Genomic DNA, 23,017 nt, shown 5'->3' with positions numbered 1-23,017 from the left:
CCTGCACCGATCCTCAGGAGATTCACCATGACCACCCACGCCACCGCCGCTCCCGTGATCGACGAGAACGCGTTGATGTCGTTCGTCTTCCGCGCCGTCGACGAGGTCGGGGCCGCCCTCAACTGCGCGCTCGTCGTCATGGGCGACCGGCTCGGCTACTACCGCGCGCTCGCCGATGGTCCGCGGACGGCCACCGAGCTCGCCGAGACGACCGGCACCGGCGAGCGGTACGCCGCCGAGTGGCTCGCCGCCCAGGCGGCCGGCGACTTCGTGCGCTACGACCCGGCGAGCGGCCGCTTCACCCTGCCCCCGGAGCACGTCGTCGCGCTCACCGACTCGAGCAGCCCGGCGTACCTGCCCGGGTTCTTCCAGATCGCCTTCGGGACGATCAGCGACGCCTCGCAGATCTTCGACCGTGCCCGCGACGGCGACGGCCTCGGCTGGGGCGACCACAACCACGACGTCCACGAGGGCTGCGAGCGGTTCTTCCGCCCTGGCTACGCCGCCAACCTGGTGTCGACCTGGCTGCCGGCGCTCACCGACGTGGTCCCGAAGCTGGAGCGCGGCGCGCGGGTGCACGACATCGGGTGTGGGCACGGGTCGTCCACCATCCTGATGGCACAGGCCTTTCCCGAGTCGCGCTTCGTCGGCAGCGACGCCCACCCCGGCTCGATCGGCGTCGCCCAGGACCGCGCCGCCGAGTCCGGCGTCTCCGACCGGGTGGAGTTCGCCGCCGCGAAGGCCACGGAGGTGTCGGGCACCGGGTTCGACCTGGTCACGATCTTCGACGCCCTGCACGACATGGGCGACCCCGTCGGCTGCGCCCGCCGCGTCCACGACATGCTCGCCGACGACGGCACCTGGATGATCGTCGAGCCGGCCGCGGGTGACCGGATCGAGGACAACTTCAACCCCGTCGGTCGGGCCTACTATGGGTTCTCCACCCTGCTGTGCACGCCCTCGTCGCTCTCCCAGGACGTCGGGCTCGCGATCGGCACCCAGGCCGGCCCCGCCCGGATCCGGGACATCGTGACGGCCGCCGGCTTCACGCAGTTCCGGATCGCCGCGCAGACGCCGTTCAACAATGTGCTGGAGGTGCGGAAGTGACCCTGCCCGCACCGTACGGCGACGCCGTCGACCCGGCCGCCCGGGCGCGGCTCCCCGACCGGTCGGGCGTCGCGGTGCGCGACGGCGTCGAGCTCGCCTGGGCGTCGTACGGCACCGGGTCGCCGACCCTGCTGCTGATGCCGACGTGGTCGATCGTGCCGTCGCGCATGTGGAAGGCACAGGTCCCCTACCTGGCCCGACACTTCCGCGTCGTCACGTTCGACGGGCGCGGCAGCGGCGCCTCTGGCCGACCGGTGGGGGCGGCGGCGTACACCGACGTGGAGTACGCCGCCGACACCGTCGCGGTCATGGACGACGCCGGCGTCGACCGGGCCGTCCTGGTGTCGCTGTCCTGCGGCGGCACCTGGTCGGTGCACGTCGCCGCGGGGCACCCGGACCGGGTCGAGGGGCTCTTCTCGATCGCCCCGGCCTGCGGGCTGGGGGTGCACGACGACGCTCGGGAGGAGTTCGGCTGGTCCGACCGTCATCCGCACGCCCGCGGCTGGGCCAAGTACAACAAGCACTACTGGCTCGAGGGCGACTATCGAGACTTCCTCGAGTTCTTCTTCACCACGATGTACTCCGAGCCGCACTCGACCAAGCAGATCGAGGACTCGATCGCCTGGGGTCTCGACGTCGGGCCGCGGACGCTCGTCGACACGACTGCCGGGCGGCTCGGCTGCGACGGCGCGACCTGCGCCTCGGTCGAGCCGCTCTGCGCCGGGGTGAAGTGCCCGGTCCTGGTCGTGCACGGCACCGACGACCGGATCCGCGGCCACCAGATCGGCGAGCGGCTCGCCGAGCTCACCGCCGGCGACCTCGTGCTCGCCGAGGGCGGCGGCCACGGCCTGCCGGGGCGGGAGCCGGTGTGGATCAACCACCTCATCCGGGACTTCGCCGAGCGGTTCGCGCCCACGACGCCACGGGGCCGGACCCGGAGCCTCGCGCGACCGAAGCGGGCGCTCTACATCTCCTCCCCGATCGGCCTGGGCCACGCGCGCCGCGACGTCGCGGTCGCGGGTGCGCTGCGCGAGCTGCACCCCGACCTCCAGGTCGACTGGCTCGCCCAGGACCCGGTCACCCGGGTGCTGGCGCACCACGGCGAGCGCATCCACCCGGCATCGGCCCACCTGGCGAGCGAGTCCGGGCACATCGAGGCGGAGTGCGGCGAGCACGACCTGCACGCGTTCCAGGCGATCCGCCGGATGGACGAGATCCTGGTCAACAACTTCATGGTCCTCGACGAGCTGCTCGAGACCGAGCCCTACGACCTCGTGATCGGCGACGAGGCCTGGGACGTCGACTACTTCCTCCATGAGAACCCACGGCTCAAGCGCTCGGCGTACGCCTGGCTCACCGACTTCGTGGGCTGGCTGCCGATGCCCGACGGCGGTGCGGAGGAGGCCGCTCTGACGGCCGACCTCAACGCCGAGATGATCGAGCACCGGGCCCGTTACCGACGGCTGCGAGACCACTCGATCTTCGTCGGCAACCCCGACGACGTGGTGCCCGACAGCTTCGGGCCCGGGCTGCCGTCGATCCGGTCGTGGACCGAGGAGAACTTCGACTTCGTCGGGTACGTGACCGGGTTCGAACCGTCCGTGCTCGGCGATCCGGCCGAGCTGCGCGAGCGGTTCGGCTGGCGCAGCGACGAGCGCGTGTGCGTCGTCAGCGTCGGCGGCTCCGGGGTGGGAACCCCGCTGCTGCGCCGCGTGCTCGATGCCGTGCCACTGGCACGCCGGCTCGACCCCGGCCTGCGTTTCGAGATCGTCGCCGGTCCCCGCATCGACCCGCGGTCGTTGCCGCGACGTCAGGGCGCGCGGGTCCACGGCTTCCTGCCCGACCTGACGAGCCGCCTGGCCGCCTGCGACATCGCCGTGGTCCAGGGTGGCTTGACGACCTGCATGGAGCTGGCGACGTTGCGCAAGCCCTTCCTCTACCTCCCGTTGCGCCACCACTTCGAGCAGAGCTTCCATGTCCGCCGCCGGCTCGAGCGGTACGGCGCCGGCACCTGCCTCGACTACGACGTCGCGCGGGATCCCGAGGCGCTGGCATCGGCGATCCTCCGTGAGCTCGGGCGGGACACCACGGCGTACCGGCCGGTGGAGACCGGCGGTGCTCAGCGAGCCGCGCGACTGCTCGCCGAGCTCGTGTAGGGCTCAGGCCGGCCGCAGCGAGACGTCGAGGCGCTCCGCGAGCTCGTCGAACGTGATCCCGAACGTGTCGAGCACCTGCACACCGCCGGCGCCGACCTGGAACACCGCGACGTCGGTGTAGACGCGGTCGACGCAGCCGACGCCGGTGAGCGGGTAGCTGCACGACGGCACCAGCTTCGGCGTCCCGTCCTTGGCGAACAGCGTCATCATCACGAACACCCGCTTGGCACCGATCGCGAGGTCCATCGCGCCGCCGACGGCCGGGATCGCATCGGGCTCGCCGGTGTGCCAGTTGGCGATGTCGCCGGACGCCGAGACCTGGAACGCGCCGAGCACGCAGACGTCGAGGTGGCCGCCGCGCATCATCGCGAACGAGTCGGCCGAGCTGAAGTACGACGACCCCGGCCGCTCGGTGACGGGCTGCTTGCCGGCGTTCGTCAGGTCCGGGTCGATGGCGTCGCCGACCGCGGCCGGGCCCATGTTGAGCAGGCCGTTCTCGGTGTGCAGCACGACGCCGGAGCCGGAGGTGAGGTGGTCGGCGACCAGCGTGGGCTGGCCGATCCCGAGGTTCACGAAGGACCCGTCCGGGATGTCGGCCGCGACCCGGGCGGCCATCTCGTCCTTGCTGAGGCTCATACGGCCACCACCCGATCGACGTAGATGCTCGGCGTCACGACGGCCTCGGGGTCGAGGTCACCGGTCTCGACGACCCTGCTGACCTGCGCGATCGTCGTCGCGGCCGCCGTCGCCATCACGGGCCCGAAGTTGCGGGCGGTCTTGCGGTACACCAGGTTGCCCATCCGGTCCGCGCGGTGCGCGCCGACCAGGGCGACGTCGCCGCGGATCGGGTACTCGAGCACGTAGGTCCGCCCGTCGATCTCCCGGGTCTCCTTGCCCTCCGCGAGCGGCGTACCGACCCCGGTCGGGGTGAAGAACGCGCCGATCCCCGCGCCGGCCGCGCGCATCCGCTCGGCGAGGTTGCCCTGGGGCACCAGCTCGAGCTCGATCTTCCCAGCGCGGTAGAGCCCGTCGAACACCCACGAGTCGTGCTGGCGCGGGAACGAGCAGATCATCTTGCGGACCCGGCCCTGGGCGAGCAGCGCGGCCAGGCCGGTGTCGCCGTTCCCGGCGTTGTTCGACACCACGGTCAGGTCGGAGGCGCCCTGCTCGATCAGCGCATCGATGAGCGCCACCGGCATCCCGGCCATCCCGAACCCGCCGATCAGCACGGTCGAGCCGTCCTCGATGCCGGCGACCGCCTCGGCCGCGCTGGCGCAGATCCTCACGACACGTTCTCCAGCACGACGGCCAGCGCCTGGCCCACGCCGATGCAGATCGCGGCCACGCCGTACCGGTCGCCGGACTCGGTCAGGCGCGCGGCGAGCGTGCCGAGGATGCGGCCGCCGGACGCGCCGAGCGGGTGACCGATCGCGATCGCGCCACCCTTGCTGTTCACGATCTCCGGATCGATCTTCCAGGCATCGACGCACGCGAGGGACTGCACGGCGAACGCCTCGTTGAGCTCCACCGCGCTCACGTCGTCCCACGTGATCCCCGCCCGGGCGAGGGCCCGGTCGGCGGCTTCGACGGGCGCGTAGCCGAACAGCTGCGGCTCCACCGCCGCGACACCGCGGCCGGCGACCCGGGCGATCGGGTCGACGCCGATCGCGGCGTTCTCGGAGCCGAGCAGGACGGCGGAGGCGCCGTCGTTGAGCGGGGACGCGTTGCCGGCGGTGATCGTGCCGTCCTTGCGGAAGGACGGCTTCAGCCCGGCCAGCTTCTCGGCGGTCGACCCGGGGCGGATGCCCTCGTCGCGGGCGAGGTCCGCCACCGGCACGACCAGGGAGTCGTAGAAGCCGGCGTCCCACGCGGCCGCCGCGAGGTTGTGCGAGCGGGCGGCGAACTCGTCCTGCCGCTCGCGCGAGATCGAGAACCGGTCGCCGAGCATCTCGTTGGCCTCGCCGAGCGAGACCGTCCACTCGGCCGGCATGTTCTCGTTCACCAGCCGCCAGCCGAGGGTCGTGGAGACCGCCGTGACGTTGCCGGCCGGGAACGCGCGCGACGGCTTGGGCAGGACCCACGGCGCCCGCGTCATCGACTCGACGCCACCGGTGAGCACGACGTCGGCGTCGCCGGACTCGATCACCCGCGAGCCGATGATCGCGGCGTCGAGCGACGAGCCGCAGAGCCGGTTCACCGTCGTCGCGGGCACCGACACCGGCAGCCCGGCGAGCAGCACGGCCATCCGGCCGACGTTGCGGTTGTCCTCGCCGGCCTGGTTGGCGCAGCCCCACGCGACGTCGCCGATCGCGGCGGGATCGAGGTCGGGCGTCTTCGCCAGCACGCCCTGGATCGCGATCGCGGCCAGGTCGTCGGGGCGCACCTCGGCGAGGGCGCCGCCGAAGCGGCCGAACGGCGTGCGGGCGGCGGCGTACAGGAACGCGGAGCTCATGCCGCGAGCCTAGGTCGGCACCGCCGATCATCTCCAATACTGAATCATGCTCGATTGATAACCTGAATTCATGGAACTGCGGCACCTGCGGTCGTTCGCCGTGCTCGCCGAGGAGCGGCACTTCGGCCGCGCCGCCGAGCGGCTGCACCTCGCCCAGCCGGCGCTGTCGCAACAGGTCAAGCAGCTCGAGCGTGAGCTCGGCGTCGAGCTGTTCACCCGGACCACGCGCCGGGTCGACCTCACCGAGGCCGGCACGCGCTTCGTCGGGCACACGCGCGCGGTGCTCGGCGACGTCGACCGCGCCCGCGACGACATGGCCGCGCTGGCCTCGGGCCATGCGGGCCGGGTCTCGGTCGGGTTCGTCGGGACGGCGACGTACGACGTCCTCCCCCGGGTCGCCCAGGAGGTACGCCGCGAGCTGCCCGGCGTGGAGCTCGAGCTGCGCGGCGAGCTGCTGTCGCCCCAGCTGGTCGCGGGACTGGCCGACCGGACCTACGACCTCGCGCTGCTGCGCCCGCCCGAGCCCGGCCTCGGCGCCCGCACGCTGCGCACCGAGCGCCTGGTCGCCGTGCTGCCGGCACAGCACCCGCTCGCCGGCCGGCGCCGGATCTCGCTCGCCGCCCTGAAGGACGAGGCGTTCGTGATGCACCCGTCCGGCCACCGCTCGTCCATCCACGCGCGCGTGCTGGAGGCCTGCGCGTCCGCGGGCTTCCAGCCCGCCTCGGTCCTCGAGGCGTCCGAGACCGCGACCCTCGTCGTCTTCGTCGCCGCCGGCCTCGGCGTCGCGCTGGTGCCCGAGCCGGTGCGCTCCCTCGGCCTCGAGGGCGTCGCCTACGTCGCGCTCACCGACGCGCCGACCATCGACCTCGCGTTGGCGGCACGCGCCGACGCGTCGCCGGCCGCCCGCCAGGTGGCCGCGATCGTGGAGCGCTGCGTCTAGGCCGGGCCGCCGCCGGAGATCTGGCCGTTCTGAGTGGCGTCGTGCTGCCACTTGGCCCACGAGTTCTTGGTGTCGTCCATCGGGGCGTTCTGCGTGATGTGCCGGCCGGGACGGTTGCGCCCGCGGACCTGGACCCAGATCGCGGCGCCGACGAGCACCACCGCAGCAGCGATCAAGAAGTAGGTGAACATGACGTCCCCGTTCGTCCGAGTACGCCGAGTGTACCTACGGACCGTTTTCCTCGGACAGGACTTGCTGCGCGACCCGGAAGGCGGTGTTCGCGTCGGGTACGCCGCAGTAGATCGCGCTCTGCAGCAGCACCTCCTTGATCTCGTCGACCGTGAGCCCGTTGCGCCGTGCGGCGCGCAGGTGCATCGCGAGCTCCTCGTGGTGCCCCCGGGCGATCAGCGCGGTCAGCGTGATCATCGAGCGGCTGCGCCGGTCGAGGCCGGGGCGGGTCCAGATCTCGCCCCAGGCGTACGTCGTGATCAGCTCCTGGAACTCCCGCGTGAGGTCGGTGGCGTTCGCGGTCGCCCGGTCGACGTGCTCGTCGCCGAGCACCTCCCGTCGGACCTTCATGCCGTCGTCGTACGTCATCGGATCGCCTCCCGGCAGTGCTCGCGGATCAGGGTGGCCACCGCATCCGGGGCCTCGGCGGGCGCGAGGTGCGCGACGCCGGCGAGCTCGGCGTACCGACCGCCCGGTACGCCGTCGGCGATCTCGCGCAGCAGGTCGGGCGGGCAGACCGCGTCCTCGGCGCCCGCCACGGCCAGCACGGGTACGGCGATCTCGCCGAGCCGGTCACGCACGTCGAACTGCGCGAGCGCGCCGCACACCGCGACGTAGCCCTCGTCGGCGGCGTCGCTCAGCGCGTGCAGCAGGGCCGACGCGCGGTCCGGCTCGCGCTCCACGAACCCGGGGCCGAACCAGCGCCCGGCCGACGCGCTCACCAGCGACGGGGTGCCCGACGCGCGGACCTGCTCGATGCGCTCAGTCCAGCCCTCGGCGGTGCCGATCCTCGCGCCGGTGCAGAGCGCGACCACGCCGCGGACCCGGTCCGGCGCGTCGAGCGCGAGCTGCAGCCCGACCGCGCCACCGACGGAGTCGCCGGCGTAGAAGAACGGCCCCTCGACCTCGTCGAGGACGCCGCGGGCCAGGTCCGCGATCGTCACGTCGCCGACGACGGGCTCGTCACCGTGGCCGGGCAGGTCCCAGCCCAGCACCTCGAAGTCGTCCGCGAGCAGCGCGGCGCACGCGCTCCACAGCGTGACCGACGACGTGCCCAGCGAGGGCCCGAGCACCAGCACCGGCTTCATCCGAGAGCCGCCTTCGCTCGCGCGACCACCTGGTCGACGTACGCCCCCGCGTCGCCGAGGTACGTCGGCGCCGGGTCGTCGGTCATGCTGCGCTGCTCGGCGAGCACCGCATCGCCGGCGGCCGCGAGGTTCGCAGCCATCCGGTCCGGGGCGACGCGGAGGTCGGCGACCAGGTCCGCGGTCTGCGACACCGCGACCAGCGTGCGGCGGACCAGGTCGCGCAGCGTCGCCCACTCGGCGTGCCAGCCACCGTCGGCGCGGTCGTCGACCTGCTGCGCTGCGGCGAGGTGCAGCGTCGCGGCGAGCTGCGGGGTGGTCAGGGCGGCGCGCCGGACCAGCACGGACAGCACCGGGTTCGCCTTGTTGGGCATCGTCGAGGAGCCGCCCCCGGAGCCCTCGGCGAGCTCGCCGATCTCGGGACGCGACATCGTGACGACGTCGTTCGCGATCCGCGCGCAGGCGTCGGTGCAGCCGACCAGCGCGTCGCCGATCCGCGTGACCGGAGCGCGGGTCGTGTGCCAGCGCGGTATGCCGGTCGGCAGCTCGCGACCGAGCTCGACCATCGCCGCGCGGGTGCCGGCCGCGCCGCCGAGCTGCCGCGGGAAGGTCAGCCGGGCCAGGTCCTCGTCCGCGTCCAGCACCGCGGTCAGCCAGGCCGCGACCCGGAAGCCGAACGTGGTGGGGACGGCGTGCTGGGTCAGCGTCCGCGCCACCATCGGGGTGTCGCGGTGCTGCTCCGCCAGCCCCGTCAACCCGTGGCCGATGGCCGCCAGGTCGAGGCGCACGTCGGCGACGGCGTGCATCGCCATCCGCATCAGTGCCGTGTCGACGACGTCCTGGCTGGTCAGCCCACGATGGACCTCGAGGTCCTGCTCGCGCAGGAGTCGGACCAGCGCGATGACCGGATTGCCGCCGGCCTCGGCTGCGGCCGGGTCGAGCTCGGGCACCTCCAGCTCCCGGCCGAGCCACTCCGACTCGACCTCGACCATCGCGCGGAGGAAGGCCGCGTCGGTGAAGTGCCCGTCGGCGCGCTCGTCGCCCGGCCAGAACAGGTCCGCCATGGACCCCATTAAAGGGGCACGGCGTCGTGCGTGTACGACAGGAAGACGGTCTCGCCCTCGCCCTGGAGGCGGATGTCGAACACGAAGCCGCGGTCGTCGGCCTCGGCGTCCAGGCTCCGCAGCCCGGCGGGCGCGGCGCCCGGGAGGTAGGCGCGGGTGAAGAGCCGGTGCAGCAGGCCGCGGGCGAAGATCGTCAGCCCGAAGTACGGCGCTGGCCCGCCCGGGCGCAGGGTCGTGAACGAGTAGCGTCCGGTGCGGTCCGTCGACGCCCGGCCCCACCCGGTGAACGTGTAGCCGTCGCGCTGGAACGAGCCCTCGGCCCGCGGGACCGAACCGTCCGGTGCGAGCTGCCAGAGCTCGATGATCGCGTCGGGCACGCCCTCGCCGGCGCCGTCGAGCACCCGCCCGGTCAGCCGGACCGCGTCCGGGCGGCCGAGGGGCACGAGCTCGCTGTCGCCGTCGAACGGCAGGGCGTAGCCGAAGAACGGCCCGACGGTCTGGCCGGGCGTGGGGGCGGCGGTCACTCGACGTCTCCTTCGACGGGGGTGCGGTGCGAGCCGGTGAGCACGATGTCCCAGCGGTACCCGGTCGCCCACTCGGGCGTCGTCAGGTCGTGGTCGTACGTCGCCACGAGCCGGTCGCGCGCGGCCGGGTCGACGATGGCCTGGTAGATCGGGTCGAGCGCGAACAGCGGGTCGCCCGGGAAGTACATCTGGGTGATCAGCCGCTGGGTGAACTCGGTGCCGAACAGCGAGAAGTGGATGTGCGCGGGCCGCCAGGCGTTCTGGTGGTTGCGCCACGGGTACGGCCCGGGCTTGATCGTGGTGAAGCGGTAGGTGCCGTCGCCGTCGGTGAGACAGCGGCCCATGCCGGTGAAGTTCGGGTCGAGCGGCGCCGGGTGCTGGTCGCGCTGGTGGATGTAGCGCCCGCCCGCGTTGGCCTGCCAGATCTCGACCAGCTGGTGGCGCACCGGCCGGCCCTCGCCGTCGGTCACCCGCCCGGTCACGGTCATCCGCTCGCCGACCGGCTCGCCGCGGTGCTGGATCGTGAGGTCCGCCTCCAGCGGGTCGACGTCGCGCTGCCCGAAGACCGGCGCCCACAGCTCCAGCTCCTCCGGGTCGAGCTGGAACGGCGCCTTCGTCGGGTGCCGCAGGATGCTGGAGCGGTACGGCGGGTAGTCCAGCCGGACGCCGTGCTCCACGGTGCCGGACGCGTCGTACTCCTTCGAGATCGCCTCGATCTCGGCGCTGATGTCGCCCTGGGTCTCCGTCACCTGCCGAACGCTAGGGAGCCGCACGCGGGAAAGACGACCGACTGCTTCCGGTGAGTGGAAGACTGGGTCCATGGCTGCCTCGGTCACGTCCCGCGCGCTCTCGCTGCTGGCCGCGTTCGACGAGCACCACCGCCGACTGACGCTCACCGAGCTGGCCCGGCACGCGGAGCTGCCGCTGCCGACCGCGCACCGGCTGGTCGGCGAGCTGGTCGCGTGGGGCGCACTGGCCCGGACGCCGTCCGGGGAGTACGTCGTCGGCCGCCGCCTCTGGGACCTCGGCCTGCTCGCGCCGGTGCAGACGGGGCTGCGGCAGCTCGCGTCGCCGTACCTGCACGACCTGTACGGCGCGACGCTGGCGACCGTGCACCTCGCGGTGCGCGACGGCACGGAGGTGCTCTACCTCGACCGGCTCTCCGGCCACGCCTCGGTCCCGGTCGTGAGCAGCATCGGCTCGCGACTGCCGATGCACGCGACCGGCGTCGGCAAGGTGCTGCTCGCGCACGCGCCGGCCGACGTGCAGCAGGCGGTGCTCGCGGACCTGCCGCGCGTGACGGCGTACACGATCACCCAGCCGGGGACGCTGCGCCGCCAGCTCGCCCGGGTGCTGCGCGACGACTACGCGACGACCGTCGAGGAGATGAGCCTCGGCGGCTGCTCGGTCGCGGTGCCGATCCGGCGCGGCGACGACGTGGTCGCGGCGCTCGGCATGGTGCTCCCGTCGCTCGGCCGCGAGCGGCCGCGGCTGGTCGGCGCGCTCCAGGTCGCCTCGCGCGGCATCGGGCGCGCACTTTCGGCCAGTGGAAGCGAGTGATGGCAGCGCCCGCCTGACCCACCGTTGACTCGCGGCATGCGAACTCAAGTCGCCATCGTCGGCGCGGGCCCGGCCGGCGTGCTGCTCTCCCACCTGCTGGCCGCGGACGGCATCGAGTCCGTCGTGCTCGAGACCCGCTCGGAGGAGTACGTCGCGAGCCGCATCCGGGCCGGCATCCTCGAGCAGTCCACGGTCGACCTGCTGACCGACATCGGACTCGGCGACCGCCTGGCGCGCGAGGGCGACCAGCACCACGGGATCTACCTGCAGTGGCCCGGCGAGCGGCACCACCTCGACTTCGTCGACCTCGTCGGCCGGTCGGTCTGGGTGTACGGCCAGACCGAGGTGCAGAAGGACCTGGTCGCCGCGGCCCACGCACGCAGCCAGGCCTTCGTCTACGAGATCTCCGACACCGCGCTGCACGACCTCGAGACCGACCGGCCGTCGGTGACCTACACCGACGCGAACGGCGCCTCGCAGCGCCTCGAGGCCGACGTGGTCGTCGGCTGCGACGGCTCGTTCGGCCCGTCGCGCGGCGCCGTACCGGAGCGCGTGCGGCGTACCTGGGGACGCACCTACCCCTACTCCTGGCTGGGCATCCTCGCCGACGTCGCCCCCTCGACCGACGAGCTGATCTACGCCTGGCACCCCGACGGCTTCGCGCTGCACTCGATGCGCTCGTCGAGCGTCTCGCGGTTCTACCTCCAGGTGCCGAACGACACCGACGTCGCGACCTGGTCCGACGACCGGATCTGGGACGGGCTCGCGACGCGGCTCGGCCACGGGCAGGACGGCTGGGAGCTGGCGACCGGGACCATCACCGACCGCAGCGTGCTGCCGATGCGGTCGTTCGTGCAGCAGCCGATGCGGCACGGCCGGCTGTTCCTCGCGGGCGACGCCGCGCACCTGGTGCCGCCGACCGGCGCGAAGGGCCTCAACCTCGCCGTCGCGGACGTGGCGCTGCTCGCACCGGCGCTAACCGCGCTGCTCAAGGGCGACGCCGCGCTCGCGGACGCCTACTCCGACGCCGCGCTGCGCCGGGTCTGGCGGTGCACCCACTTCTCGTGGTGGATGACCACGATGCTGCACAGCAACGACGACCCCTTCGACCGCGAGCTCCAGCTGTCGCAGCTGCGTTGGGTCGCGAGCAGCCGCGCGGGCGCGGCCGGGCTGGCCGAGAACTACGCGGGCCTGCCGATCGGCTTCTGACCTGGCTAGACCGGCGTTTGAGCCAGTGTGACGGAGGGCACATCCCGTCGCACCGGATGAGGGAGGTCGGATGATCAGGTACGCGGTGCGGCTGGTCCTGGCGGGAGGGGTCGCGCTCGCGCTGACCCTCACCGGCTTGGTCAGCACGGGTGCCCACGCTGCGAGCGGCGCACCGAGCGGAGAGCGCGCGGCGTCGTGCGCCAAGGAGAAGAAGCAGGTCAAGACCGCCAAGAAGGCGGTCAAGAAGTCGAACGCCAAGGTCAAGAAGGCGAAGAAGGCCAAGCGGAACGCCGACAGCGTCCAGCAGCGCCAGGCCGCGGACAAGAAGCTGAAGAAGGCCAAGAAGCAGCAGGCGAAGGCCAAGAAGAAGCTCACGCGTGCCCAGGCCAAGCTGAAGAAGTGCCGGGCCGGCGGTGACGGCGGCGGCGGCGGTGGCGGCGGTGGCGGTGGCGGCACCGACGGCCCACTGCAGCCGGCATGCGACGCGGGTCTTCCGCAGGCGATCTGCGACGCGTTCGAGACGCTGCCGATCCCGACCGGCGGAGGCGACAGCCCGATCCAGGCGCTCTGCGACGCGGGCCTGCCCCAGGCGATCTGCGACGCGGCCACCCTGCCGCCGGGCGCGGGCGGGACCAGCCCGATCCAGGCGCTGTGCGACGCGGGCCTCCCGCAGGACATCTGCGACCAGGCCAACCCCGGAGGCGGCGGTGGCGGTGGCGAGATCCCGGACCCGGGTGGTGTGCTCGACCCGGTCTGCGACCTCGGCCTGCCGCTGCCCATCTGCGACGTACCGGACAACGGTGGCGGCGGGGACGACGGCGGGGGCGGCGGGGGCGGCAACATCCCCGGACTGCCCGACCCGTGCGACCTCGTGCCGCTCCCGATCTGCAGCACCGGGCGCGCGTGACCTGAGGAGGAGTCAGTCCCCGTCCGACGGGAGCTCGGGGACTGGCTCCCCCCGCACGCGGAAGCGGCGGTAGCTGTAGACGATCAGGCTCAACGCGATCAGCCCGGACACGATCTGGGTGACCCCGGTGGCGGCGCCGCCCGGAAGCCACAGGATGTCGCTGAGCGACCACCAGGACGGCGGGTCCTCGGGGCCCCAGATCCAGAGCACGCCGCACGCGATCAGGCCGAGGGCCAGGGTCACCGACATCGCGATGCGCAGCGAGTTCTCGACGCCCTCGGCGGCGCCACGCAGCGCCCGCACCTTGATCGGATCGAGCCGGCGCTCGGCCCACTCGTACTCCTGCGAGAGCACGACCAGGCCCCCGGCCAGCATCAGCAGGCCGGGCCCGGGCAGCACCAGGGCGGCGACCCCGGCGACGACGAGCATCCAGCCGACGACCTCCAGCACCACCCGCCGGACCCGGTCCTTCATGGCGTCAGCCTGTCAGAACCGGGCAAACCGGTGGTCGAGGTGTGAGCGGGGCGAGCCTCGCACCACCGACCGGTCAGGCCGCGAGGCTGAGGTCCTCGCGGTGCACGTTCGGGTCGATGCCCGCGGGCAGCGGGACGATCCGGGCGTGCACGTGGGCCGGGAGGCTGATCCGCGTGAGGATCGCGACCGCGCCGACGGTCGCCGTGATCGCGTAGAGCACGTTGGCGTCGACACCGGCGATCACGCCGTACGCACCGCAGAGCAGCGCGTCGAACACCAGGATCACCCAGCCGGAGGCGGCGATGCCGGACACGTCGTGGCTGCGCCAGGCGGTGATCGCGGCCGGGGTGATCAGCAGCGCGACCGAGCACCCGAGGACGACCGTGATCGGCACCATCCCGGCCAGCGGCACCAGCGCGGTCGCGGTCAGGATCACGGTGAGCCAGACGACCGGGAGCCACATCCGCGCGCGGCTGCCGCCGTCGCGCCAGGCCAGCACCATCGCCCCGGCGGTCGCGGGCAGCGCGACGAGCGCCGGCAGCGCGACCCACACCTCGCCCTCGGCGAGGCCGAAGACGGTCCAGGCGATGCCACTGATCGTGGAGTTCGCGAGCGCGGCGACGCTGATGCCGGCGGCGGAGCGGCCACGCATCAGCTTGGCGAGCTGGGGGACGGTGCAGGCGAACGCGAGCAGCGTGGCGGCGAGGCCGAGCACGGTCGCGATGGTGATGTTCACGGTGGTTCTGTCTCTCTGCGCCGGGGCGCGCACATGACGACGCGGCCGCCGCCACCGAGGTGGCAGACGACCGCGTCGTGTGAAGCGGTTAGGGGTGGGACCGGCGGCGGATGGTCAGCCGACCGGTTCACCGAAGATCTTACCGTCCTATCGGGCACTTCCCGACCGAATTTAAGGTCGACAGCCCGTCAGGCGGGGTGATCTCCCGCACATCCCGGTGAAACCGCCTAAATGTCCGTGACCCGGACCCCGGCGTGCGCCTTGTAGCGGCGGTTCACGCTGATCAGGTTGGCGGTGAGCGCCTCGACCTGGTGGGCGTTGCGGAGCCGGCCGCCGTACACGCCCCGGACGCCGGGGATCGTGCCGCACAGGTCCTGCACCAGGTCGGTGGCCTCGCGGACGTCGCCGAGCACCAGGACGTCGGTGTCGACGGAGGCGACCTCGGGGTCCTCGAGCAGCACCGCGCTGACGTTGTGGAACGCACCGACCACGGTGCTGTCGGCCAGGATCGCCTGCGCCTGCTGCGCGGCCGAGCCCTCCTCGACGGGCAGGGCGTAGGCGCCCTGCTTGTCGAAGCCGAGCGGGTTCACGCAGTCGACGACGACCTTGCCGGAGAGCGCGGGGGCCAGCTCGGCGAGCAGCTCGCCGTGCCCGTCCCACGGGACGGCGACCACGACGATGTCACCGGCCGCAGCAGCGCCCGCGTTGTCGGCGCCGCTCACCTGGCCGCCGGTCGCCTCGGCGAGGGTGCCCGCGGTCTCGCTCGCACGCTCGGCGCTGCGGCTGCCGATCACGACGGGCACGCCGGCGGCGGCGAACCGCCGGGCCAGGCCGCGACCCTGCGGGCCGGTGCCGCCCAGGACGGCGACGGTCTTACCTGCGAGGGACTCGGGGAGGTTCGTCATGGCGGCCACTCTCTCAGCCCGCGCCCACACCCGGGAGGCCGCCGGGAGGTGTCACGCGCCACACTGGGGGCATGCCCGCATCTCGCCTGCTCCCCACCGAAGAGGCCGTCGACCTGATCGCGCTGGTGCGCGATCTCGCCACCAACGAGCTCGGCCCCCAGGTCGCCCAGGCGGAGCGCACCGAGACCTTCCCGCGCGACGCGTTCCGCACCCTCGGGCGCGCCGGCCTGCTGGGCCTGCCCTACCCGGAGGAGTACGGCGGCGGCGGGCTGCCGTACGAGGTCTACCTCCAGGTGCTCGAGGAGATCGGCTCGGTGTGGTCGAGCGTCGGCGTCGGCGTCTCCGTGCACGCCTTGAGCTGCTTCGGGCTGGCCACCGCCGGGACCGAGGAGCAGAAGCAGCGCTGGCTGCCGGACATGCTCGGCGGCGAGCTGCTCGGTGCCTACTGCCTCTCCGAGCCGCACGCCGGCTCCGACCCGGCGGCGATGACCACGCGCGCTCGCCGCGACGGCGACGAGTACGTCATCACCGGCGCGAAGGCGTGGACCACGCACGGCGGGCACGCCGACTTCTACAAGGTGATGGCGCGCACCGGCGACGGCCGCAACGACATCTCGTGCTTCCTGGTGAACGCCGACTCCGACGGGCTGTTCGCGGACCCGCCCGAGCAGAAGATGGGCCTCACCGGCTCCGCGACCGCGACCATGCGCTTCGACGACGTACGCGTCCCGGCCGAGCGGCTGCTCGGCGCCGAGGGCGACGGCCTCAAGATCGCGCTCGCCGGGCTCGACTCGGGGCGCCTCGGCATCGCGGCGGTCGCGACCGGTCTCGCGCAGGGGGCGCTCGACCACGCGGTCGCCTACGCGAAGAACCGCGAGACGTTCGGCGAGCGGATCATCGACCACCAGGGCCTGGCGTTCGTGCTGGCCGACATGGAGGCCGCCGTGCAGTCGGCGCGCGCGACCATGCTGCACGCGGCGCGGCTGAAGGACCAGGGCCTGCCGTTCAGCCGGGAGGCGTCGATCGCCAAGCTGGTCGCGACCGACAACGCGATGAAGGTGACCACCGACGCGGTGCAGGTGCTCGGTGGCTACGGCTACACGCGCGACTTCCCGGTGGAGCGGTTCATGCGCGAGGCCAAGGTGATGCAGATCTTCGAGGGCACCAACCAGATCCAGCGGATGGTGATCGGGCGCTCCCTCGACCGCGGTGGCGCGGGCACGTTGTCCCGCGCCACCGACTGACCGAACAGCCGCTGCGCTGGTCGGAGCGGGCTCAGCGGCAGTCGTTCCCGCCGGCGAACGCGTCGCCCGCGGAGAACGGCGCACCCTGCGCCGCGTTGTTGAGCGACGCCGCGCCGACAGCGGTGAGCACCAGCGTGTAGCCGCCGTGGTCACCCCCGTGGTCACCGCCGCGGTGGTGCCGGTCGCCGGCGACCCGGAGGATCGCGGACCGGGTGCCGTCACGCAGCTGCGCGGTGATCACGCCGTTGTCCTTGACCTTGAGGCGCTCCCACGTGATGTCCGGGCCGGCGCCGGTGTAGGCGACCCCGCCCTTGAGGGCCATCGCGCGGTCCCCGCCGTCGCCGTGACGACGGTGGTCGCCGCCGGCGACCGGGAAGCTCAGCACGACCTGGCCGTCGTCGGCCCACGCGTCGGCCTTGCCGGTCGCGGCGACCCGGTTCTGCCCGTCGCGCAGCTGCTTGCTGGCCCGCTCGGTCAGGGGGATGACGACGTCGTACCCGTCGTGGTCGCCGTCGTGGTCACCGTTCGCGCCGGCGGGTGGGACGGCGGCGAGCATGCTCCCCGAGCAGAGAGCGGCGGTCGCGGCGGCAGCTAGGGCGGTGCGGTGCTTCATCTGGAGCTCCTCGTGTGGGGGTGCTCCCTCCTCCCGCCCCCGTGCCCCGTCACGGGGCGGGCAAACCTCCCTTGCCTGTGTCGGCGGCCCCGCCTAGGTTGCTCCCAACGTGATCCAGGTCACCTCTCGGGAGTCTTCATGCATCGTCGCCTCGCCCTCCTCACCACCCCGCTCGCCGTCGCCGTCGCGCTCGGCATCGCCGCCCCGCCGGCCTCGGCGGAGCCCGACACCGGCGGTTCCTACGCGCGGCACATGCCGCGCCCCGACCTGACCGGCGAGAACTTCTACTTCGTGATGGGCGACCGCTTCGAGAACGGCGATCCCGCGAACGACACCGGCGGCCTGGCCGGCGACCCCAACACCACCGGCTTCGACCCGACCAGCAAGGGGTTCTACAACGGCGGCGACCTCGACGGCCTGCGCTCGCGACTCGACTACATCCAGGGGCTGGGCACGACCGCGATCTGGCTGACACCGATCTTCGAGAACAAGCCGGTCCAGCTCGAGGACGGGCCGTCCGCCGGCTACCACGGCTACTGGATCACCGACTTCACCCAGGTCGACCCGCACCTCGGCACCAACCAGGACCTCACCGACCTCGTCGACGCCGCGCACGAGCGCGGCATCAAGGTGTTCTTCGACATCATCACCAACCACACCGCCGACGTCATCGGCTACACCGACGGCGACCGCACGGCATACGTCTCGAAGGACGCCGTGCCCTACCGCGACGCGTCCGGCGACGTCTTCGACGACCGCGACCACGCCGGCACCGAGGAGTTCCCCGAGCTCGACCCGGAGAGGTCGTTCCCGTACGTGCCGGAGCTCGACGCCGGCGAGGAGGACCTCAAGGTCCCGGCCTGGCTCAACGACGTCACGAACTACCACAACCGCGGCAACACGACCTTCACCGGCGAGGACAGCCAGTACGGCGACTTCTTCGGTCTCGACGACCTCTTCACCGAGAAGCCCGAGGTCGTCGACGGGATGGTCGACATCTACAAGACGTGGGTCGAGGACTTCGACATCGACGGCTTCCGCATCGACACCATGAAGCACGTCAACGACGAGTTCTGGCAGGAGTTCGGCCCGCGCCTGCAGAAGATCGCCGCAGCCGACGGCAACCCCGACTTCTTCATGTTCGGCGAGGTCGCGCTCGACGGCTACGACCTGGCGGCGAAGCAGTTCACGTCGCACTACACGACCCGCGACCGGATGCAGGCGATCCTCGACTTCCCGTTCCAGGCCGCCGCCCGCGACTTCGCCTCGAAGGGCGTGCGCACCAAGCGGCTCGTGAAGTTCTTCCTCGACGACGACGTCTACACCGACTCCGACTCGAACGCGTACTCACTGCCGACGTTCCTCGGCAACCACGACATGGGCCGGATCGGCTACTTCCTGAAGACCGACAACCCCGGCGCCGACGACGCCGAGCTGCTGGCGCGCGACCGGCTGGCCCACGAGCTCATGTACCTCTCGCGCGGGAACCCGGTCGTCTACTACGGCGACGAGCAGGGCTTCGCCGGGCTCGGCGGTGACCAGTCCGCGCGGCAGACGATGTTCGCCAGCCAGGTCGAGGAGTACCAGCAGGGCGACCAGCTCGGCACCGACAACACCGGCGCCGACGACAACTTCGTGACCGACCATCCGCTGTACGAGGACATCGCTGCGCTCGCAGCGCTGCGCTCCGAGCACCCGGCGCTGGCCGACGGCGCCCAGCAGGTCCGCTTCCACGAGAAGCGTCCGGGACTGTTCGCGTTCTCGCGGATCGATCACGCGCAGCAGCGCGAGTACGTCGTGGTCCTCAACAACAGCACCCAGGCGCGATCGGCGACGATCCCGACGTGGGTGCCGAAGGGTGCGTTCCGGAAGGTGTACGGCGAGGGTCCGGCCACGCTGACGACGAACGCCGAGCGCCGGCTCGACGTGCTCGTCCCGGGGCTGTCGAGCGTCGTCTACGAGTCGAGGACGAAGATCCCGCGGTCGAAGCGGGCGCCCCAGACCCGGCTCGGCGTCACGACCGGCAACGTCTCCGACGGCCGGATCGCGGTCCGCGCGAACGTGCGTGGCTCGTCGTTCTACGAGGTGACGTTCCAGCGGCGCCTCGAGCCCCTCGGCCGGTGGCAGACCATCGGCGTCGACGACACCGCGCCCTACCGGGTCTTCGACGACACCGCGACGGACCTGCTGCCCCGCGACCGGGTCAGCTACCGGGCGGCGGTGCTCGACAACGCCGGGCACACCCGCGGCACGTCGCCGATCACTGTGCGGGTGCCGGAGACGGTGCTTCGCGTGACGTCGCCGGCTCCCAACGGCGGGGTCGGCGACGTCTACCCGGTGACGGTCACGGCGACCGTCGACCCGGAGCGGCCGCTCCAGGTGGTCAGGTTCCAGCGCTCGGTCGAGGGCGGTCCGTGGACCAGCCTCGGCCGGGACTCGTCGGCGCCGGTGTACACCGTGGTCGACGACGTGTCCGACCTCGCGCGCGGGACCTCGGTCCGCTACCGCGCGACGTTGACCGAGCCGAGCGGATCCACCGTGACGAGGACGATCCAGGTCTTCGTCTCCGCTCCGGAGCCGAGCGTCGACTCGGTGACGGTCGCCGGCAGCCTCCAGAGCGAGCTCGGCTGCCCCGAGGACTGGCAACCCGGCTGCGACACGACGCACCTGGCGTTCGACGCCGGCGACGGGCTGTGGCACGGCACGTTCACGCTGCCCGCCGGGAGCTACGACTGGAAGGTCGCGATCGACGACTCGTGGACCGTGAACTACGGCTCCGGGGGAGCCGCGGGTGGCGGCAACCTGACGCTGGTCGTGCCCGAGGGTGGCGGCAGCTACGTCTTCACCTGGGACCCGATCACGCACGAGCCCTCGGTCGTCCCCGCGGACTGACTCCGCCGAACGTCATCTTTACCGGTCACTTGACCGGTAAAGGCGTGGTGGACTACTGTACCGGTCAAGAGTCCACGAAGGAGGAGCCATGACGTTCGACCCCATCGCCGGCCAGCTGGCCGTCCACGCGGCTCGCGCCACCGCGGGCAGCGCCCGCCCCGACGCCCCCGTCGTCCCCGACCCCGAGCCGCGGGAACCCCGCCTGGCCGGCACCCGGCTGCGCTCGGCCGCGGCCCTGCACGCCCTCGCCCGATGGATGGAGCCCCGGCCGGCCGAGACCTGCCGCACGAGCCGGGCGTGAGCACCACTCATACTGGGTCCCGATGGCCAAGGTGACCCTCCAGTCGATCGCGGACCGCGTCGGCGTGAGCCGGATGACGGTGTCGAACGCGTTCTCGCGGCCCGACCAGCTCTCGGCCGAGCTGCGCGAGCGGATCCTGGCCGCCGCCGACGAGCTCGGGTACGTCGGCCCCGACCCGTCGGCCCGGGCCCTGGCCCGTGGGCGCACCGGATCCGTCGGGCTGCTGATCAACGGCAGCCTGAGCGAGGCGTTCGAGGACGCCGTCTCCGCGGCCTTCCTCGCCGCGGTGTCCGACGAGCTCGCCGGCCGCGGCATGGCGCTCACCGTGATGCCGTCGTCGGCCACGCAGTCGTTCGTGCCCGCCCGCGACGTCGCCGTCGACGGGGTGCTCGTCTACATCTGCGACCCGACGGCTCCCGACATCGGCTGGCTCGAGCGCCGCAAGCTCCCGATGGTCGTGGTCGACCACAACCTGAGCGAGGGCACCGCCTCGGTCAACGTCGACGACCGCGGCGGCGCGCGGCTGGCCGCCGAGCACGTCCTCGACCTGGGTCACCGCCGGATCGGGATCGTGACCCTCGAGACCGACCCCGAGATGCTGAACTACCCCGCCCGCGAGCGGATGCTCGGCTGGCACGACGCGCTCGACCCCGCCGGGATCGAGCCGGTCGTGGTCACGACGCCGTACCACCCCAGCACCGCGGCGTTCGACAGCGCGCGCGCGCTGCTCGACCGGCCGGACCGACCCACCGCCGTGCTCTGCTTCTCGGACGCGTTCGCGTTCGCGACCATCCGTGCGGCGGAGTCGCTCGGCCTGCAGGTCCCGGCCGACGTCTCGGTCGTCGGGTTCGACGACAGCACACCGGCTGCGAACAGCCGGCCGCCCCTGACCACGGTGCGGCAGAACGTGGCCGGGAAGGGCCGCGCCGCGGTCGCGACGATCGCCGCCGTGATGGACGGCGCTCAACCGGACCCGGTCATGCTCCCGACGGAGCTGGTCGTGCGCGAGAGCACCGCCGCGCCGGTCAGGTAGCGATGAAGAGGATCTCGTCGCGGCCGTAGGACATCCCCGGATGCGCCTCGGCGAGGTGCTGCTGGGTCAGCTCGACCAGCTCGTCCTCGTCCTGGCCCTTGATCACCTCACCGCACGGGCAGCTCAATCGCGTCTTCATGTCAGCAGCCTAGGCCGCTCTCCCGCCCGAGCACCCGGGCCGACACCTCCGCGAGGTCGGTCGCGAGCTCGTCGGCGGTACGCCGCTGCGGCCCGTCGTCCTCGCGCAGCCACGCCCGGACGACGCCGAAGAACCCGGCCGCGGCGTACCGCACCGCGGTGGGGCTGGCGGCGGGCGCGCGCTCGGCGAGGCGGGCGGCGAACCAGTTCTCGACGGCGTCGCGCGACCCCGCGAACGCCGAGCCGGTGCCGATCGTGCGTCGCCACGTGCCGCGCTCGGCGTCGAGCTCCTCGAGGAACCGGGTGACGAGGCGGTACGACGCGTCCGGGCCGTCGGGCAGCTCCGCGCTCAGCTGCACGAAGCGCCGCTCGACCCCCGCGACCGCGACGTCGTCGACGCTGGCGAAGTGCTGGTAGAAGGTCGGCCGGCTCACGCCCGCCTGGGCGCAGAGCGCCGAGACGGAGATGTCCTCGGGATCGCGGGTCGCGAGCAGCACCCGCAGCGCGTCGGCGAGCTGCGCCCGGCTCCGCGCACTGCGCGGATCCGCGGAAGGCCGAACAGGGGAGGTCAGGTCGGAGGTATCTGGCGCGCCCATCGCCCCTCCTTCTCCGCGAGACAGCCGATGAGTTCGGCCCGTGAACCGGGTCGGACCCGATGTGGGGTTCTACCCGATCCCCGGCTATCTTACAGATGTAAGTTATCTCGAGAGGACGTACGACGCACATGGCGGTGAGCACGGTCGCGCCCAGCTCGCGGCGTACCGCCAGCACGGACGTGCTGCGCGAGCTGGCCCAGGTGCTCGGCGCGTTCCTCCTCTACAACCTCGGCCGGATGCTGGCGGCGCAGGAGCTCGGCCAGGCCGACGCCCACGCGCACCGCATCCTCGACGCCGAGCGCTGGCTGCGGATGCCCACCGAGGCGTCGGTGCAGGTCTGGGCGCTCGGCCACGACTGGCTCATCGACCTGGCCAACCGCTACTACGTCTCGGTCCACTTCCCGCTGACGATCGCGGTGCTGGTGTGGCTGTACCGCTACCGGCACCCGGCGTACCACTGGGCGAAGCGCGCGCTGCTCGCCGCGACCGGTGCGGCGCTGGTCTTCCACGTGCTCGTGCCCGTGACCCCGCCGCGGCTGCTCACCTCGCTCGGCATGGTCGACACCGGGCACGCCGGCGGGATCTCGATCTACCAGGCGCCCGTGCTGGGCAGCATGTCGAACGAGTACGCCGCGATGCCCAGCCTGCACGTCGGCTGGGCCCTGCTGATCGCGGTCGTGATGATCTCCGCGTGCCACACCCGGTGGCGCTGGCTGTGGCTGCTGCACCCGCTGGCGACCTTGTTCGTGGTGGTGAGCACCGCGAACCACTACTGGCTCGACGGCATCGCCGGATCCGCGCTGGTCCTCGGCGCGCTGTGGCTGACCCGGAGCCGCACCAACCGCTAGCCTCC

Annotated in this window: 26 protein-coding genes; 11 read left to right on the top strand and 15 right to left on the bottom strand. The window is 72.5% G+C overall.

The window, feature by feature from the left end; translation table 11 throughout:
- Nucleotides 1–27: 27 nt before the first annotated feature.
- Nucleotides 28–1,107, top strand: coding sequence for a class I SAM-dependent methyltransferase (locus MJ604_RS11725; RefSeq protein WP_243058512.1), 1,080 nt, complete (start codon nucleotides 28–30; stop codon nucleotides 1,105–1,107).
- On the top strand, nucleotides 1,104–3,263 hold the full coding sequence (locus MJ604_RS11720; RefSeq protein WP_243058511.1) for an alpha/beta hydrolase: 2,160 nt from the start codon (nucleotides 1,104–1,106) through the stop codon (nucleotides 3,261–3,263). Before MJ604_RS11725 ends, MJ604_RS11720 begins: the two co-directional genes overlap by 4 nt.
- A gap of 3 nt (nucleotides 3,264–3,266) precedes the next feature.
- On the opposite strand, the gene MJ604_RS11715 is transcribed toward MJ604_RS11720, so the two are convergent.
- Genes MJ604_RS11715 through MJ604_RS11705 form a run of 3 tightly spaced genes read right to left on the bottom strand, consistent with a single transcriptional unit; the run spans nucleotide 3,267 to nucleotide 5,715 of the window.
- Nucleotides 3,267–3,899 (bottom strand): 3-oxoacid CoA-transferase subunit B, encoded by a 633-nt coding sequence (locus MJ604_RS11715; RefSeq protein ID WP_243058510.1) that lies wholly within the window; start codon nucleotides 3,897–3,899, stop codon nucleotides 3,267–3,269.
- Nucleotides 3,896–4,549, bottom strand: a complete 654-nt coding sequence (locus MJ604_RS11710) for a 3-oxoacid CoA-transferase subunit A (protein ID WP_243058509.1) — start codon at nucleotides 4,547–4,549, stop codon at nucleotides 3,896–3,898. The genes MJ604_RS11715 and MJ604_RS11710 overlap by 4 nt, the downstream gene beginning before the upstream one ends.
- Entirely contained in the window at nucleotides 4,546–5,715 is a 1,170-nt protein-coding gene (locus tag MJ604_RS11705; protein ID WP_243058508.1) for a thiolase family protein, read from the bottom strand. Before MJ604_RS11705 ends, MJ604_RS11710 begins: the two co-directional genes overlap by 4 nt.
- A gap of 70 nt (nucleotides 5,716–5,785) precedes the next feature.
- Here MJ604_RS11705 and MJ604_RS11700 point away from each other — a divergent pair, with 70 nt between their 5' ends.
- A complete protein-coding gene (locus MJ604_RS11700) occupies nucleotides 5,786–6,655 on the top strand; it encodes a LysR substrate-binding domain-containing protein (protein WP_243058507.1) in 870 nt (289 codons plus the stop codon).
- Here the strand turns inward: MJ604_RS11700 and MJ604_RS11695 are convergent.
- Genes MJ604_RS11695 through pcaH form a run of 6 tightly spaced genes read right to left on the bottom strand, consistent with a single transcriptional unit; the run spans nucleotide 6,652 to nucleotide 10,305 of the window.
- Nucleotides 6,652–6,846 (bottom strand): hypothetical protein, encoded by a 195-nt coding sequence (locus MJ604_RS11695; RefSeq protein WP_243058506.1) that lies wholly within the window; start codon nucleotides 6,844–6,846, stop codon nucleotides 6,652–6,654. The genes MJ604_RS11700 and MJ604_RS11695 overlap by 4 nt on opposite strands.
- A gap of 34 nt (nucleotides 6,847–6,880) precedes the next feature.
- Nucleotides 6,881–7,252: a 4-carboxymuconolactone decarboxylase gene (gene pcaC / locus MJ604_RS11690; RefSeq protein ID WP_243058505.1), complete on the bottom strand. Its 372-nt coding sequence runs from the start codon at nucleotides 7,250–7,252 to the stop codon at nucleotides 6,881–6,883.
- Nucleotides 7,249–7,971 carry an alpha/beta fold hydrolase gene (locus tag MJ604_RS11685; protein ID WP_243058504.1) on the bottom strand — a complete coding sequence of 241 codons (723 nt, stop codon included), beginning with the start codon at nucleotides 7,969–7,971 and terminating at the stop codon, nucleotides 7,249–7,251. The genes pcaC and MJ604_RS11685 overlap by 4 nt, the downstream gene beginning before the upstream one ends.
- Nucleotides 7,968–9,032, bottom strand: coding sequence for a lyase family protein (locus tag MJ604_RS11680; protein WP_243058503.1), 1,065 nt, complete (start codon nucleotides 9,030–9,032; stop codon nucleotides 7,968–7,970). The genes MJ604_RS11685 and MJ604_RS11680 overlap by 4 nt, the downstream gene beginning before the upstream one ends.
- A gap of 8 nt (nucleotides 9,033–9,040) precedes the next feature.
- Nucleotides 9,041–9,556: a protocatechuate 3,4-dioxygenase subunit alpha gene (locus MJ604_RS11675; protein WP_243058502.1), complete on the bottom strand. Its 516-nt coding sequence runs from the start codon at nucleotides 9,554–9,556 to the stop codon at nucleotides 9,041–9,043.
- Entirely contained in the window at nucleotides 9,553–10,305 is a 753-nt protein-coding gene (gene pcaH / locus MJ604_RS11670) for a protocatechuate 3,4-dioxygenase subunit beta (RefSeq protein WP_243058501.1), read from the bottom strand. Before pcaH ends, MJ604_RS11675 begins: the two co-directional genes overlap by 4 nt.
- 70 nt (nucleotides 10,306–10,375) lie before the next feature.
- Here pcaH and MJ604_RS11665 point away from each other — a divergent pair, with 70 nt between their 5' ends.
- The 3 genes from MJ604_RS11665 to MJ604_RS23870 all read left to right on the top strand — a co-directional run bounded on the left by MJ604_RS11665 (nucleotide 10,376) and on the right by MJ604_RS23870 (nucleotide 13,232).
- Nucleotides 10,376–11,116 carry an IclR family transcriptional regulator gene (locus MJ604_RS11665; RefSeq protein WP_243058500.1) on the top strand — a complete coding sequence of 247 codons (741 nt, stop codon included), beginning with the start codon at nucleotides 10,376–10,378 and terminating at the stop codon, nucleotides 11,114–11,116.
- A 36-nt stretch (nucleotides 11,117–11,152) separates the two neighbouring features.
- Nucleotides 11,153–12,325 carry a 4-hydroxybenzoate 3-monooxygenase gene (locus tag MJ604_RS11660; protein ID WP_243058499.1) on the top strand — a complete coding sequence of 391 codons (1,173 nt, stop codon included), beginning with the start codon at nucleotides 11,153–11,155 and terminating at the stop codon, nucleotides 12,323–12,325.
- Between the two features lie 70 nt (nucleotides 12,326–12,395).
- Complete coding sequence (locus MJ604_RS23870) at nucleotides 12,396–13,232, top strand: hypothetical protein (protein ID WP_279235784.1); 837 nt, start codon at nucleotides 12,396–12,398, stop codon at nucleotides 13,230–13,232.
- A 12-nt stretch (nucleotides 13,233–13,244) separates the two neighbouring features.
- Here MJ604_RS23870 and MJ604_RS11650 read toward each other — a convergent pair whose 3' ends face one another.
- From MJ604_RS11650 to npdG, 3 genes are all read right to left on the bottom strand, one after another.
- Nucleotides 13,245–13,706, bottom strand: a complete 462-nt coding sequence (locus tag MJ604_RS11650; protein WP_243058498.1) for a PGPGW domain-containing protein — start codon at nucleotides 13,704–13,706, stop codon at nucleotides 13,245–13,247.
- A 73-nt stretch (nucleotides 13,707–13,779) separates the two neighbouring features.
- Nucleotides 13,780–14,442, bottom strand: a complete 663-nt coding sequence (locus tag MJ604_RS11645; RefSeq protein WP_243058497.1) for a PQ-loop repeat-containing protein — start codon at nucleotides 14,440–14,442, stop codon at nucleotides 13,780–13,782.
- Nucleotides 14,443–14,669: 227 nt separating this feature from the next.
- Nucleotides 14,670–15,347 carry an NADPH-dependent F420 reductase gene (gene npdG, locus MJ604_RS11640; RefSeq protein WP_243058496.1) on the bottom strand — a complete coding sequence of 226 codons (678 nt, stop codon included), beginning with the start codon at nucleotides 15,345–15,347 and terminating at the stop codon, nucleotides 14,670–14,672.
- Nucleotides 15,348–15,418: 71 nt separating this feature from the next.
- Between npdG and MJ604_RS11635 the strand changes: the two genes are divergently transcribed.
- A complete protein-coding gene (locus MJ604_RS11635; protein ID WP_243058495.1) occupies nucleotides 15,419–16,591 on the top strand; it encodes an acyl-CoA dehydrogenase family protein in 1,173 nt (390 codons plus the stop codon).
- Between the two features lie 31 nt (nucleotides 16,592–16,622).
- Here the strand turns inward: MJ604_RS11635 and MJ604_RS11630 are convergent, their stop codons facing one another.
- On the bottom strand, nucleotides 16,623–17,204 hold the full coding sequence (locus tag MJ604_RS11630; protein WP_243058494.1) for a hypothetical protein: 582 nt from the start codon (nucleotides 17,202–17,204) through the stop codon (nucleotides 16,623–16,625).
- A 138-nt stretch (nucleotides 17,205–17,342) separates the two neighbouring features.
- Between MJ604_RS11630 and MJ604_RS11625 the strand changes: the two genes are divergently transcribed.
- From MJ604_RS11625 to MJ604_RS11615, 3 genes are all read left to right on the top strand, one after another.
- Nucleotides 17,343–20,096: an alpha-amylase family glycosyl hydrolase gene (locus MJ604_RS11625; RefSeq protein ID WP_243058493.1), complete on the top strand. Its 2,754-nt coding sequence runs from the start codon at nucleotides 17,343–17,345 to the stop codon at nucleotides 20,094–20,096.
- An 88-nt stretch (nucleotides 20,097–20,184) separates the two neighbouring features.
- A complete protein-coding gene (locus MJ604_RS11620; protein ID WP_243058492.1) occupies nucleotides 20,185–20,397 on the top strand; it encodes a hypothetical protein in 213 nt (70 codons plus the stop codon).
- Between the two features lie 22 nt (nucleotides 20,398–20,419).
- Nucleotides 20,420–21,430 carry a LacI family DNA-binding transcriptional regulator gene (locus tag MJ604_RS11615; protein ID WP_243058491.1) on the top strand — a complete coding sequence of 337 codons (1,011 nt, stop codon included), beginning with the start codon at nucleotides 20,420–20,422 and terminating at the stop codon, nucleotides 21,428–21,430.
- On the opposite strand, the gene MJ604_RS11610 is transcribed toward MJ604_RS11615, so the two are convergent.
- Nucleotides 21,423–21,569 carry a hypothetical protein gene (locus tag MJ604_RS11610; RefSeq protein ID WP_243058490.1) on the bottom strand — a complete coding sequence of 49 codons (147 nt, stop codon included), beginning with the start codon at nucleotides 21,567–21,569 and terminating at the stop codon, nucleotides 21,423–21,425. The genes MJ604_RS11615 and MJ604_RS11610 overlap by 8 nt on opposite strands.
- Nucleotide 21,570: 1 nt before the next feature.
- A complete protein-coding gene (locus MJ604_RS11605; protein WP_243058489.1) occupies nucleotides 21,571–22,164 on the bottom strand; it encodes a TetR/AcrR family transcriptional regulator in 594 nt (197 codons plus the stop codon).
- A 128-nt stretch (nucleotides 22,165–22,292) separates the two neighbouring features.
- Here MJ604_RS11605 and MJ604_RS11600 point away from each other — a divergent pair, with 128 nt between their 5' ends.
- A complete protein-coding gene (locus MJ604_RS11600; RefSeq protein WP_243058488.1) occupies nucleotides 22,293–23,012 on the top strand; it encodes a phosphatase PAP2 family protein in 720 nt (239 codons plus the stop codon).
- Nucleotides 23,013–23,017 lie beyond the last annotated feature (5 nt).

Origin of the sequence: Nocardioides sp. SR21 (assembly GCF_022761125.1) — a bacterium.
GTDB lineage: Bacteria > Actinomycetota > Actinomycetes > Propionibacteriales > Nocardioidaceae > Nocardioides.
The sequence above is the reverse complement of the archived record's forward strand: the minus strand, read 5'-3'. Positions and strand labels throughout refer to the sequence as shown.